10 protein-coding genes are annotated in these 13,234 nt (G+C 33.9%); 7 read left to right on the forward strand and 3 right to left on the reverse strand.

The annotated features are described in order from the left end of the window. Nucleotides 1-15: 15 nt before the first annotated feature. Nucleotides 16-2,652: a DEAD/DEAH box helicase family protein gene (locus ACJBCC_RS09855; protein WP_299098038.1), complete on the reverse strand. Its 2,637-nt coding sequence runs from the start codon at nt 2,650-2,652 to the stop codon at nt 16-18. A 108-nt stretch (nt 2,653-2,760) separates the two neighbouring features. Between ACJBCC_RS09855 and hemB the strand changes: the two genes are divergently transcribed. After that, nucleotides 2,761-3,750, forward strand: coding sequence for a porphobilinogen synthase (gene hemB, locus ACJBCC_RS09860; protein ID WP_299098040.1), 990 nt, complete (start codon nt 2,761-2,763; stop codon nt 3,748-3,750). Nucleotides 3,751-3,765: 15 nt separating this feature from the next. Here hemB and ACJBCC_RS09865 read toward each other — a convergent pair whose 3' ends face one another. Then, nucleotides 3,766-4,494 carry a GLPGLI family protein gene (locus ACJBCC_RS09865; protein ID WP_299098041.1) on the reverse strand — a complete coding sequence of 243 codons (729 nt, stop codon included), beginning with the start codon at nt 4,492-4,494 and terminating at the stop codon, nt 3,766-3,768. Between the two features lie 132 nt (nt 4,495-4,626). On the opposite strand from ACJBCC_RS09865, the gene ACJBCC_RS09870 reads away from it, so the two are divergent. The 6 genes from ACJBCC_RS09870 to ACJBCC_RS09895 are packed head-to-tail and all read left to right on the forward strand — an operon-like array spanning nt 4,627 to nt 9,098. Beyond that, nucleotides 4,627-5,745 carry a CNNM domain-containing protein gene (locus ACJBCC_RS09870; RefSeq protein WP_299098043.1) on the forward strand — a complete coding sequence of 373 codons (1,119 nt, stop codon included), beginning with the start codon at nt 4,627-4,629 and terminating at the stop codon, nt 5,743-5,745. After that, nucleotides 5,745-6,218: a methylated-DNA--[protein]-cysteine S-methyltransferase gene (locus ACJBCC_RS09875; RefSeq protein ID WP_299098045.1), complete on the forward strand. Its 474-nt coding sequence runs from the start codon at nt 5,745-5,747 to the stop codon at nt 6,216-6,218. Before ACJBCC_RS09870 ends, ACJBCC_RS09875 begins: the two co-directional genes overlap by 1 nt. Continuing rightward, entirely contained in the window at nt 6,218-6,739 is a 522-nt protein-coding gene (locus ACJBCC_RS09880) for a PaaI family thioesterase (protein ID WP_299098047.1), read from the forward strand. The genes ACJBCC_RS09875 and ACJBCC_RS09880 overlap by 1 nt, the downstream gene beginning before the upstream one ends. Nucleotides 6,740-6,752: 13 nt before the next feature. Next, complete coding sequence (locus tag ACJBCC_RS09885; RefSeq protein ID WP_299098049.1) at nt 6,753-7,907, forward strand: serine hydrolase; 1,155 nt, start codon at nt 6,753-6,755, stop codon at nt 7,905-7,907. An 8-nt stretch (nt 7,908-7,915) separates the two neighbouring features. Further along, nucleotides 7,916-8,392 (forward strand): hypothetical protein, encoded by a 477-nt coding sequence (locus ACJBCC_RS09890; protein ID WP_407557090.1) that lies wholly within the window; start codon nt 7,916-7,918, stop codon nt 8,390-8,392. Beyond that, complete coding sequence (locus ACJBCC_RS09895) at nt 8,385-9,098, forward strand: 3'-5' exonuclease (protein WP_299098053.1); 714 nt, start codon at nt 8,385-8,387, stop codon at nt 9,096-9,098. The genes ACJBCC_RS09890 and ACJBCC_RS09895 overlap by 8 nt, the downstream gene beginning before the upstream one ends. 62 nt (nt 9,099-9,160) lie before the next feature. Here ACJBCC_RS09895 and ACJBCC_RS09900 read toward each other — a convergent pair whose 3' ends face one another. Then, nucleotides 9,161-13,159, reverse strand: coding sequence for an immunoglobulin-like domain-containing protein (locus tag ACJBCC_RS09900; RefSeq protein ID WP_299098055.1), 3,999 nt, complete (start codon nt 13,157-13,159; stop codon nt 9,161-9,163). Between the last annotated feature and the right edge of the window lie 75 nt (nt 13,160-13,234).

Genomic DNA, 13,234 nt, shown 5'->3' on the forward strand with positions numbered 1-13,234 from the left:
AAATTTTATTTTACATCACTTCCAAACCATAACTTCTTTAGTCACTTCCTTAAAAGCATTATATACATGAAACAATCTTGCTTTTAAAAGTAGTTTCCTGCCTTCAACGCTTCGTGTAAAAACCAATTTACTTTGCCCTAAATATTGGTTCCAATATTTTTGAAACACTAAAGCATTATCTTTTTTATCACCAAATAATTCCGGAACTGGGTAGAAATTTTCAACATCTAATTGTTTTCTAAAAAAATTCGTCTTTATAATTAAATATCTTGGCGATTCAATTGGCTCTAAAAGCTCACTCAATGCTTTGGCGAATAATGAATTTTCTAACGCATTGGCACCAATCAAATTACAAACCACATCGCCTTTTGCTAATACATAAGAATTCACGCTAATATTAGCTCTACCAGAAGTGATATAACCTAATTCATCTAAAGTATCTAAGATGGCTAATCCCATTTTCCCGATTTTCTTATACAAATAACCATGACGAATGTAGAGTTTTACGGCTTTCCAAAGTTTATAACCAAACATGGCGACAAACGCAGCAATAAATGCATAGACAAAATAAAGCACACCACGTTGTAAAATAAGGTTGAAACTGCCTGCTATAAATTCCACATAAAAAAGCGAAATTGTAATTAACAATTCGACTACAAAAAACCGAAGTACATCAAAATAATAGATTTGCTTTTGGCGTTTATAAGGACGTTGGCCTTGATGCATAATCTTAACTTCTTTGGTTAATTTAGTGCCTTTTCCGATGGCATTATTCCATTTTTCGGTAATTAGAATACGTTTGGTCGCCACTTCTAATGTAGATTTATTTAAGGCATCAATAGATTCCACAGAAACCTCATCAGGAATATTTAAGCGCTCAAAACCATTGGAAATAAACGGAATGGTACTGTTGGTTACACCTACAAAAGCTTCGAAGCGTCGCTTTAAAGTATCTACTTCTTTACCACCATCTAAAACGGTAGGGTCCACACAGGCCAAATGCCAAATGTTTCCAGTTTTTTTTGGCGAATCGGCATCTTTTCTAATCGCTCTACCTCGCATTTGGTTAGACGACACAAACGAACCGATGAATGAGGCCAGAATTAAACTGTTAATGGATGGTGCGTCCCAACCTTCGCCTAATAAGGATTTTGTACCAACCAAAACTCTAATATAGCCTGCTTCAAAAAGTTGAGTAATAATGCTTACAATAGAATTTTCCGGCTTTCCTTTTGAAGTTACCAATAAAAAAGATTCGTCTATTTGTAATGGCGAAAACGAAAAATGGTCTAAAGTTTCAATCGCCTTAAAATGTCTTAAAATAGAGTGATGAATGATAACGATACTACCAGAAAGCACTGCTAAATCTTCAGGTTTTTCGCAATACTGCCTTATGTATTGAAAAATAGGAAGCACGCCAATTTTATCAATATGCTCTATTTCATTGTCTTTAACCGTTAAGAATTCCTTCCGAATATAATCCGTAAGAATCACGCATCTTAAATCGCGTTTTAAACTCTTACGTTCGGCATTTACAATGCTTACGATGCTTTTTAGCTTACTCGGACTGTTCGAAAGGGATTTATATAGTCGTTGTTCTCCAATAAAATCAACTGAATTTCGCTCAAAAACATGAAGTTTTCGTAATCGTTTTTCTAAGGTTGAAACATACTTTTCTTGTTCAATTAATTGTTCTCTATCGGAAACTAATAGGTTTTGAAATAAAATGCTTAACCAATGTAAATCGAGTTCAGGAAATTGAATCATTTCTTTTTCATCGAACCCTAAAACCTCTAATTTTTGATGGTCAATTTCAAATCCACAAGCATTCAGAAAGATGAGAATGGCTGAAAAATATTCGGCATTCGCATAGAGTTCATCTAAATGCCAATTTGGGTTTTTGTAAAACCGATGGTCAATTAAAAAATCTATAAAGGTTTCGTCTTTTAATAATTCATCTTTAAAATCTGAAATGTTTCGTCTGAAATCAACAATAAAATTTATCTCTAAATCTTCAGGTTTTGAGAAATAGACAAAATCTTGATGTGGACTCAAATCCTTTTCACGCACCAAATCTGGTACTGCAATTTCATCATCTACTTCGCCACAAAGTGCAAAATATTTAGAAACCTCAGCTCTGCTGCTGTCGTAAGGTGGTGTAGCTGTGAGCGCAACGATGTAAAATTCAGAATTGCGTTTTAAATCCATTAAGCAATTCCACCAGGCATTTTTTAAATGATGTGCTTCGTCTAAAACTAAAGTTTCAATATTTTGCTTTGTAAAGAATTGGTAATAGTCGTTTTTGTCTTCAAACGTTTTATAAAAAGCGTGCAAAGATTGGTAAGTAGAAAAGGTAACATCGCGTGGCGATTTAATATCGAATGAAAAGGTTTCAAAATCACAATTCTCGGTAAAAAAGTTTTGCAATCGGTCTTCCCATTGGTTTCTAATGGTCAGCGTTGGTGCTAAAACCAAGGTTTTCTTCCCTAATTTTCTAACAATTTCTAATCCTAAAATGGTTTTCCCAGAACCTGGTGGTGCAATAACATGAAAATGGTTATCTGCAATATGACTATTAAAGTGCTTTAAAAGTTCGGCTTGGTAGCTTCGCCAAGGAAAAATAAATTCTAAATCATCTAGGGATTTGAGCACTCTAAAATGGTTTTATTGATTAACTTTGAAGACGATAAAATTAATCATAATTAATGTAAAAACCTGTCAGGTTTCAAAAACCTGACAGGCCTTTAAATAGACACCAACATGTTTCCAATTAGAAGAAATCGAAGACTAAGAACTAACGAAGCAATTAGAAGTTTGGTTAGAGAAACTTACATTACACCAAACGACTTTTTAGTGCCACTTTTTGTGGTAGAAGGAAAAGGTGTAAAAGAAGAAATTGCATCGATGCCAAATTACTATCGTTTTAGTTTAGATTTATTAAAAGACGAAGTAAAAACACTTTGGAATTTAGGTTTAAAATCGGTTTTACTTTTTGTAAAAGTAGATGACAAACTAAAAGATAATAAAGGTACTGAAGCTTGGAATCCGAATGGTTTAATGCAACGTGCTATTAAAACGGTAAAAGAGGTTTGTCCAGACATGTTAGTTATGACTGATGTGGCTTTAGACCCTTATTCATCCTACGGACACGATGGTATTGTGGAAGGTGGAAAAATTATAAACGACGCAACCGTTGAAGCTTTAGCTGAAATGAGTTTGTCTCACGCTGAAGCTGGTGCCAATTTTGTTGCACCAAGTGATATGATGGATGGTAGAATTATTGGTATAAGAGAAACCTTAGACCAATCTAACCTCATCGATGTTGGTATTATGAGTTATTCGGCTAAATATGCCTCTGCTTTTTATGGGCCTTTTAGAGATGCTCTAGATTCAGCACCTGTTGATGTGGTTGATATTCCAAAGGATAAAAAAACTTATCAAATGGATTTTGCTAACAGAGAAGAAGCGCTTAGAGAAACCGAAATGGATATTAATGAAGGTGCAGATATTGTAATGGTTAAACCAGGTTTATGTTACCTTGATATTGTACGAGATATTAAAAATACTTTTGACATCCCTATTTCTGTTTATCAGGTATCTGGCGAATATGCCATGCTAAAAGCAGCTGCAGAAAAAGGTTGGTTAAACCACGATGCTGTAATGATGGAACAAGTAACATCTATTAAGCGTGCTGGTGCAGATATAATTGCTTCTTATTTTGCTAAGGATGTTGTGAAATTGATTAGTTAAACTTTTTTTTATATTCTAATCCTTACCAAATGGGTTGCCGCAAAACTGCACAAACTCTTCATTGGTCATTAAATCGCCTTCAACTGGTTCTACGATATCATTAGCTTCAGGGCTTTCAAAATCTATTTTAATGGCTTTCCATAAGTAGATTACATCTTCAATTTCTAAAATTAAACCTGGTAAACCGTTAAATCCTTTTGGTCCATGTGTCACTGGTATTTCCTTTGTATACCACGCTTTTACTTTTTTATCATTAAGCTTATCAATGGTGGCTAAATAACAAGTGTAACCATCAATAACTTTAGATTCTTCGGTAATTGTCCACTCTTTAGGCTTTTGAATCACTCTTACTGTTGGACCCATTATTTCATTTTGAGTAATAGTAAAATCACGACTCAGGTCATTAAAATATACTGAACTACCACCTGCTAATGACCATGAAATATTGATTTTGCTTTTTGTGATGATAAGACCATCACTACTATTATTCCATCCAGGAATATCAATTTTTGGCTCTACATTATAAATAGAAACACTATCATTAAAGACCAAATAAGCTTCTACAGGTTTAGAATCTTGAAACATTTGTAATGCCATATTTTTGGCTTCTGAGTTTTCTAAATTTTCAAAAGGCTTCTCAATGCTATCTTTAATTGCTTCAATTCGGTAGGTAATTTTTCCTTTATTTTGAGCAGATAAGGCATAGATTCCTATCAAGCAGATTATTAAAATAAAATTTTTCATGCTTCAATTTACAAAATTTATTAATGCGCCTTTATTATGTATTAAATATAACTTGGTAATAACTATAAAATTAGCTAGCTTTAAATTAGTATTCATTTTGTAACTTTGTACATCTAAAACTTCCAAATATTAATGGGCTTACTCATTTTTTACGCTGTCATTTCCATCTTCTTTTCATTTCTATGTTCTATTCTAGAAGCTGTACTCTTAAGTATTACACCAACTTTTCTTAATCTTAAAAAGAAAGAAGGCAAAGCCTATGCTATAGAATTAGAAGAATTAAAAAAAGACGTCGATCGTCCTCTTATTGCAATCCTTACTTTAAATACCATTGCACACACAGTTGGTGCTATTTTAGTTGGTGTACAAGCAAAAGTGGCTTATGCTGAGATTTATGGTAGTACTAAACAATCCTTTTTAGGTTTTGAGTTTACCGAAGATATTATGGTTGGTGTAGTATCAACTATAATGACAATTCTTATTTTGGTGGCTTCAGAAATTATCCCAAAAACTATTGGTGCAACCTACTGGAAAAAGTTAGCCAACTTTACTACCAAAGCGCTAAATATTTTAATATTCCCTTTAAAATGGACAGGTATTTTGTGGTTACTTCAACTCACTACCAAATTAATAGGTGGCAAAGGTCATGGAAGTGTATTAAGTAGAGAAGGCTTTGTTGCTATGGCAGATATTGCACAAGAAGAAGGTGTTTTTGAAGAAAACGAAAGTAAAGTCATTAAAAACTTACTGAATTTTAAAGAAGTTAGAGCTAAAGATGTAATGACGCCTCGAACAGTTGTAAAAACTGAAAACGAAAAAATGACCATTGAAGCATTTTTCAATGCCAATTCTAATATTCGTTTTTCTAGAATTCCGGTTTATACTAATGATGTAGATAACATTACTGGTTTAGTTTTAAAAGCCGAAGTTTTTAAAGAAATGGCATTAGGCAATGGTTCAAAATTATTATCAGAAATTAAGCGAAGTATCATTATCGTAAATAGAGACTTATCAATACCTACCTTGTTTGAACAACTTATTGAAAGCCGTAACCACCTGGCTCTCGTTGTAGATGAATATGGTACAGTAAGCGGTTTAGTTACTATGGAAGATGTTATTGAAACATTACTTGGTCTTGAAATTATGGACGAAAGTGATAATGTATCTGACTTACAATTATTAGCAAGACGAAGTTGGGAAACTAGAGCAAAACGTTTAGGCATTATTGATAACGATAAGCCTGTAGAATAATGCAAATTTGCTATATTGAAACACCTCTAGGCCATGCCAAAATCGTAGGCGACGACAATGGCATTACCTCTGTTTCAGTATTAGACACCAAAAAAGAAATATCAGACACTATACCTGAAGTTTTACTTGATTGTGTCATACAGCTTAAAGAATATTTTAACGAAGAACGCAAAACCTTTGACCTAAAGTTGAATCCTGATGGTACCATTTTTCAAAAAAAAGTATGGCATCAGTTAGAAACTATACCTTTTGGCAAAACGATTTCCTATTTACAATTATCTAAACAATTAGGCGACGTAAAAGCCATCAGAGCTGCTGCTAGTGCTAACGGTAAAAATCCACTTTGGATTATTGTGCCTTGCCACAGAGTTATTGGTAGCGACGGAAGTTTAACAGGTTATGCAAGTGGGTTATATAGAAAACAATGGCTGCTTAATCATGAAAGCGACTACAAACAACAATCTTTATTTTAATGTATAAAAAAGGTACGGAAATCTTAAAACGCTTTTTTAAAACATCTACTATTTATAAATATGGTTTTAATTGGTCACCAATGTACAGACGTACAACTGCAAAACTTATAGAAGTCAGTGACGATTTGCTTTATGTAAAAATTAGAATAAAACCCAACTGGAAAAACCGCAACTACGCAGGCTCTATTTTCGGTGGAAGTATGCTATCTGCAACAGACCCAATTTATATGATACAATTAATTCAGTTACTTGGCGACGATTATGTGGTTTGGGATAAAGCCGTAGAAGCACGCTATAAAAAACCAGGCAAAACAATAATCTATGGCGAATTTGTTTTTAAAATTGAAGAAATAGAGGCCATAAAAGAAATTGTAGCCTCTAATAACGAAACCGATATTTCTAAAACAATAGATCTTGTAGATGCAGAACAAAATATTATTGCTACTTTTAATAAAACACTTTATATCGCAGATAAACAGTTTTATAAAGAAAAAATAGCCAATCGAAAAACTAATAAATAAACAAGCTCTCTATATGAAATTCCTAAAAAAGACTTTAAAATTTATAGCCATATTACTTGCTATAGTTATTGCTGCATTATACATAACAGACACAGATTATCTATTAAAAGCAGTACGAACTATTTATCTAACAGGTCATTCTACGGCTTACTTAGAAGATTACAAAAAATTCGATAATCAAGCGATTGCTGCAAGTGATAATCCACAACCTTGGCCAAATCATAAAGCCTATAATTCTGTAGAAGCCACAGATGATTTAAAATCAGCCAATACTGATTGGAAATCTATTGCGTACGTCATCATAAAAAATGACAGTGTTTGGTTTGAAGAATATTACGATGGTTTTAATGAAGACTCTAAGACCAACTCATTCTCTATGGCAAAAAGTTATGTGTCTGGCTTAATGTTCAAAGCTATACAAGATGGATATATAAAAAGTATAGACCAACCAGTTTGCGATTTCTTACCTGCATTTTGCGATGGTAAAGCCGCAAAAATGACGGTTGGCGATTTATCTTCAATGAGTTCTGGTACCAATTGGGACGAGGCCTACTATTCGCCATTATCCATAACAACACGTGCATATTTTGATGATGATTTAGCTAAAGTGATGAATGGTTTAAAAATGGATACAGATCCAGGAAAATCCTATAAATATGCGAGTGGAGACACGCAAATGCTCGCTATGGTTATTGAAAAAGCAAGTGGTAAAAAACTATATGATTATTTTGAATCTAGTTTTTGGAAACCACTCGGTTCAGAAAACGAAACGCTTTGGCAAGTAGATAGTGAAGATAATGATTTAGTAAAAGCTTATTGCTGTATTGCAAGCAACGCTAAAGATTTTGCTAGATATGGCAAGTTATTTAAAGACCACGGAAAATGGAACGGTAAACAAATATTAGATTCTACGTTTGTTGCTAAGTCTATAAAACCTAGATTTCCTGAAAGCCCAGAATACGGTTATGGATGGTGGTTAAAAAAACAATTTGGCAAAGACTTTTTTATGATGCGTGGCCACCTTGGTCAGTACGTTATAGTGCAACCAGAAGATAATGTAATCATTGTTAGATTAGGACATAAAAAATCGCCAGATGCTGGTGTTGGTGTTTTTACAAATGACATTAGTCTATACATTGAAGAAGCTTATAAGATGATGGAAAAATAATTCTAAACTTGAACAAATTAATAACAAAAGAACATCTATTATTTTTAGTTGTCGGTGGGTTTTCAATCCTGCTAACTTCTGAATTAGCCAATTTTATTGGTCAAATAATAAACCAGTTTTTAATTTTTATTAATCAAGATCCTTTGCTTGTTATAATTGTAAAGGAAGTAGTCCAATTAGCCGTTTTTATAATCTCTGTGCACGTAATATTAAAATTAATTACTAAGCAAAAAGTGCTAATTAAGGATAATCTGATAAAGTTAATAGTTTGGCTAATTGGTATTTATTTTGTTATTCAAGTTTTACAAGTGCTTTATGGTATTTACGGTATTTCATCGCTTGAAGGTTATCGTGAAGCAACGATTAATTACTCTGAATACGTCAAAGAAAATTACCTAATTATAAGCATTTCATCAGTTGTATATTATCTACAACGCCTATTATTTGCTATTTTAATTGTAAATTATACACTTAAAGATGATTAATAAACTAAACTTAGAAAACATTTTATTCTTGGATATTGAAACTGTTCCAGAAACGGAAAATTTCTCTGATTTAGACAAAACTAAACAAGATCTTTGGGATGCTAAATCGCGTTATCAAAGAAAAGAAGAGTTTACCGCTGAAGAATTTTACGATAGAGCAGGTATTTGGGCCGAGTTTGGTAAAATAGTTTGTATTTCAGTTGGATATTTTAAAATGGAGGGCGAATCTAGAACCTTTAGAGTGACTTCTTTTTATGGCGATGAAATTAAACTTTTAAAAGATTTTAAAAATTTACTAATATCACATTTTAGCTCAAACAAACATTTACTTTGCGCTCATAATGGTAAGGAATTTGATTTTCCGTACATAGCCAGAAGAATGATTATCCACAACATAGAATTGCCATACAAACTAAATCTCTTTGGAAAGAAACCATGGGAAGTGCCTCATTTAGATACTTTAGAACTCTGGAAATTTGGCGACTATAAAACCTACACATCCTTAAAACTAATGACTAACGTTTTAGGCATTCCATCACCAAAAGATGATATTGATGGTAGTGAAGTTTATAGAGTGTATTACAAAGAGAAAGAAATTGACCGTATTATAATCTATTGTGAAAAAGACACCATCGCTGTAGCTCAAATTTTCCTGAGGTTACGAGGAGATGAATTGCTTCATGAGAACGAAATAAAGCATGTATAAAAAAAGTCCTGATATAATAATCAGGACTTTTTCATTACTAACAAAAAATATCAAGGACCATTTTATTCCTTAATAAATCGTTTTAACTGTTTCTTTTCTCCAATATTCAATTGTAAGATATAAACACCATTTTCAAATTTAGATACATCAATTGTAGAACTGTAACGTCCTTTTGCTACAATTTGCCCTAACATGTTTAATATTTCATAAGTCTGCGCTTCGTACCCAACTAAATCAATAGTAAGTGATTCTTTAACAGGGTTTGGATGTACTTTAAAATACTGAGCAGGATTTTCTGCAATTACACTTGCATTTAATCCGAAATTAGAACTAGAACTTCCTATACAGAAATTTGTAGTTTCAGAACTTGTAAACGAGCCACCTGAAGCTAATACAGATCCTGTATCAGAATTTGTTAATGAATATGAACCATTACCATAAGAACAGCAAATACCATCTCCATAAGTGTCTGTAATCACAAAATCATAACAACCTACATCTAAACATCCAACATCAATAGTTAATGTGGAACCATCTGCCTGAGAACCATAAGTTCCTCCTGAAGCCACTGTACTACCTGAGGCATCAACAACACTCCAAGCTGTTTCTTCCGGGTAATTATCAAATGTTATAGATAATGAAACATCAGCACAAGTTGAACCAGATCCACCACCTGCAGATAAACTAACTGCATCTACTGCCATGTCACCTTGCCAAGTAGTACCAGTGACACCATTAAATCTTAATTGTACTGAAGCACCAACGTAAGCAGCTAAATTAACACTAGCTGATAACCAAGAATTCCCTTGATTTCCAGATGCGCTCCAGATACTTGTCCATGACGCACCATCATCATCACTCAATTCTAAAGCTAAGCTTCCCATTGAAGAGGCGCCATACATATGATATTGAAACCCGAAAGTAGCCTGAGACACACCTGATAAATCATAACAAGGCGAATTTAAAATCGCTCGTTTTGTTGAATAATTAGGAGATGAAGATTCCATATAAATATAATAAGAACCTGTATCTGCACTAGAAGGACCTGTATTACTGGATGGTGTTGTTCCACTTCTTGTTGCCCAATTAAAATCATCACCTGTTGCTTGTGTCCATGCTCCAAAAGTGTTTTCAAAACTTTCAGAGTAAGGGAATGAAGAGATTCCACTTGTACAACCACTTCCTGTAGAAGGTTCTGTAACTACAATAGACCGTGTTCGTTGCGTTGCTGCATTTCCTGCTGCATCACTAACATTATAATACTTGGTATAAGTTCCTGCAGAATTGGTATTCACGGTTCCTGTAATCACAATACTAGAAGTTAAGTTACCATCTACATTATCTGTTGCTGTTGCACCTAATTCATTGTAAGCATCACCAACTTCCAAATTAATTGTAGAAGCGCCTGTTAACGTAATAACTGGTGCTGTTGTATCTGCTGGTTCAGTTACAATAATTGTCCTCGTGCGTTGGGTTGCCGCATTACCTGCAGCATCACTAACATTATAATATTTAGTATATGTACCTGCAGAATTTGTATTTACCGTTCCTGTAATGACAATACTAGATGTTAAATTGCCATCTATATTATCTGTTGCAGTTGCACCTAATTCACTGTAAGTATCACCAACTTCTAAGTTAATTGTGGAAGCTCCTGTTAATGTAATAACTGGTGCAGTTGTATCTGGTGTTCCTCCTGTAAGATTTACCGTGTAATCCTCTACTTCTCCATAAGTAAATGATTGACATTCTGTTGGCACTGCATTATAATTCATAGAAACGCGCATTCTGGTATTTCCTATATAAGTTCCTGAAGGAATTAGAAAGCTACCACTAACTGGAGCAGTCTGTGTTGCTGCTTGCGACCAGACCTGTTCTCCTGAATCTGAAAAATCGCCATCGTGATTATAATCTATCCACACTGAATAACCTTCTGCATATGTAGTTCCTGTCCAAGTAGGAGTTACTGTAATTGAATAACTCTCTCCTTGATTTAACACGGTTGATAAATTAGTAAAATCTGAATAAAACTGAGCTCCGGATGTATTATCTATAATTCCTAATTGTACACGACTAATATATTCATCGTTAACATTACTACTTGTAGATGTACAATAGTTTAGTTGCACTTCGGTTGTTGTAAAACTTGCAGAACTTGTGTATGACGACGTTGAATTATCGGCACAGATACTTCTCACTTGCACTTCATAAGATGTTTCTGGCGTTAAACCAGATAAGGAAGTTGAAGTTCCAGACACTGAAGATGTTGTCCAAGCTGACGTACCTGATTCACGATATCTACAATCATATGACGCTCCTGGCACAGCATCCCAAGAAACGGTTGCTGTAGATGACCCAAATCCATCAATAGATAATCCTGTTGGTGTGGTTGCACTACAAACTATTGGAGTACCAGATAAACCTGTTACAATTAACGAATAGTTTTGACTGCCTCCTGTTAACGACCCTTTGTGAGTAATGGTAATAGTATATGTTCCTGTTGCATTAGTAACATCTACTCTTTCATAAGGATCCTTAATATTATCACCTTGGCCATTTGTAGAAACTCCTGTTAAACGCCATGGACTATACGTTGTTACTCCTTTTGAGACTCTAATATCTAAATCATTAACTAACACAGCTGAATTAGAATTGGTAGCAGTTGTAGCAGTACCTGCTCTATCTGTCCAAGAAATTGATGCATACAAATCATTAATACCATCAGAATCAACAGTAATCTGATAAGATTGTCCATTAGATAATGTTAATTCTTCTATTTTAGATTCGTTACCATTATTAGTAATGGCTTCTGCGGCACTTTTTGTATTCATTAATCCCCAACCATAAATTGCATCTGGTCCATTAGATCCAGCATCATCGGCTGTGTGAAGCGCTAAACCTTTTAAAGTAGATGCTTTTAAATAACTTCCATTAACATTATTGGCATGCTGTTGTAATAATAACAACGAACCAGCCACATTTGGAGACGCCATTGAAGTACCTGTTATACTATTATAAGCCGTATTACTAGACTCATATGTAGAATATACACCAGTTCCATTACCAGTAATATCTGGTTTAATTCTATAGTCATCAGTTGGTCCTTCACTACTACTAGAATTTATAGAAACACTTACCAAGTTTCCATTTGCATCGATATTTGCATCATTTGCATTAGCAACTACCATATTGTTTTTAGCAGTAGCATGACCAGAAAGTTTATCATATGAAGAATTTCCATCTAAAGGTGATCCATTTGCAGAATTATCAGAACCATCATTTCCTGCTGCCACAACCATTAAATAGTAAGGCGCATTAAACATTATTTCATCCCAATCTCTAGAGTCGGTAATGTAACCACCAAAATAATAATTTGGTAATTGCGGTTGACCTGCCGAATTTCTGGCAGCATATCCATAAGAATGATTAGATATTAGCATTCCGTTACCTGCCGCACTAGTTGCCTCAGATATATCATTGTTCCACTCATAACCAACTGCACTGGCTTGAGGAGCCATACCTTTAGCATTAGCGACCACACCAGATGCAATAATAGTACCTGTTACGTGTGCTGAATGGTAATTTAAAGTTGTAGTTCCATCACCAATAGAAAATCTATTACTACCTCCTGCTCCATCATATTCTTGGTGAGATGCACGGGCTAATCCACCATCCCAAACATGAGCTATCATATTTTGACCATCCAAATTTAAACCCAATGAACCACCAGAATTTAAATGATTAGTTCTCGTTGATTCTGCAGCGTCCACATTATACGTAGTGTAATAGATTGGCTTACCTTCGGAAGATATTTTCTGAAGTTCTAAATATGAATTTTCATTCTTAATAATCAATGGCCAACCGTTTAATAATGCCATTTGTACGGCTTCAGCCTTTTCAGTTTTAGCCTGTTCATTAAATTTTTCGCTTAAATCTTGAATTACTTCTAAATCATAACGACTAATTATCTGCTCTTTTTGAAGGTTTGTTTGCGAATATGTTGGCAGAAAACACAACAAAAGCAATACTAAACAAACACCATTAGAATAGTTTTTTTTCATAAAAATTAGTATTATTTTAAGTTAATATTTATTGATAATTCATTGAAATTATTAAAATAATGTTAAATAACGAAA

This window comes from Winogradskyella sp. 4-2091 (assembly GCF_045765065.1).
In the GTDB taxonomy this organism is placed as follows: domain Bacteria; phylum Bacteroidota; class Bacteroidia; order Flavobacteriales; family Flavobacteriaceae; genus Winogradskyella.

What these genes read in the sequence shown, in the direction of transcription:
- hemB (WP_299098040.1), top strand. Translation starts at nt 2,761, where the DNA reads ATGTTTCCAATTAGAAGAAATCGAAGACTAAGAACTAACGAAGCAATT.
- ACJBCC_RS09895 (WP_299098053.1), top strand. Translation starts at nt 8,385, where the DNA reads ATGATTAATAAACTAAACTTAGAAAACATTTTATTCTTGGATATTGAA.
- ACJBCC_RS09885 (WP_299098049.1), top strand. Translation starts at nt 6,753, where the DNA reads ATGAAATTCCTAAAAAAGACTTTAAAATTTATAGCCATATTACTTGCT.
- ACJBCC_RS09865 (WP_299098041.1), bottom strand. Translation starts at nt 4,494, where the DNA reads ATGAAAAATTTTATTTTAATAATCTGCTTGATAGGAATCTATGCCTTA.
- ACJBCC_RS09870 (WP_299098043.1), top strand. Translation starts at nt 4,627, where the DNA reads ATGGGCTTACTCATTTTTTACGCTGTCATTTCCATCTTCTTTTCATTT.
- ACJBCC_RS09880 (WP_299098047.1), top strand. Translation starts at nt 6,218, where the DNA reads ATGTATAAAAAAGGTACGGAAATCTTAAAACGCTTTTTTAAAACATCT.
- ACJBCC_RS09875 (WP_299098045.1), top strand. Translation starts at nt 5,745, where the DNA reads ATGCAAATTTGCTATATTGAAACACCTCTAGGCCATGCCAAAATCGTA.
- ACJBCC_RS09900 (WP_299098055.1), bottom strand. Translation starts at nt 13,159, where the DNA reads ATGAAAAAAAACTATTCTAATGGTGTTTGTTTAGTATTGCTTTTGTTG.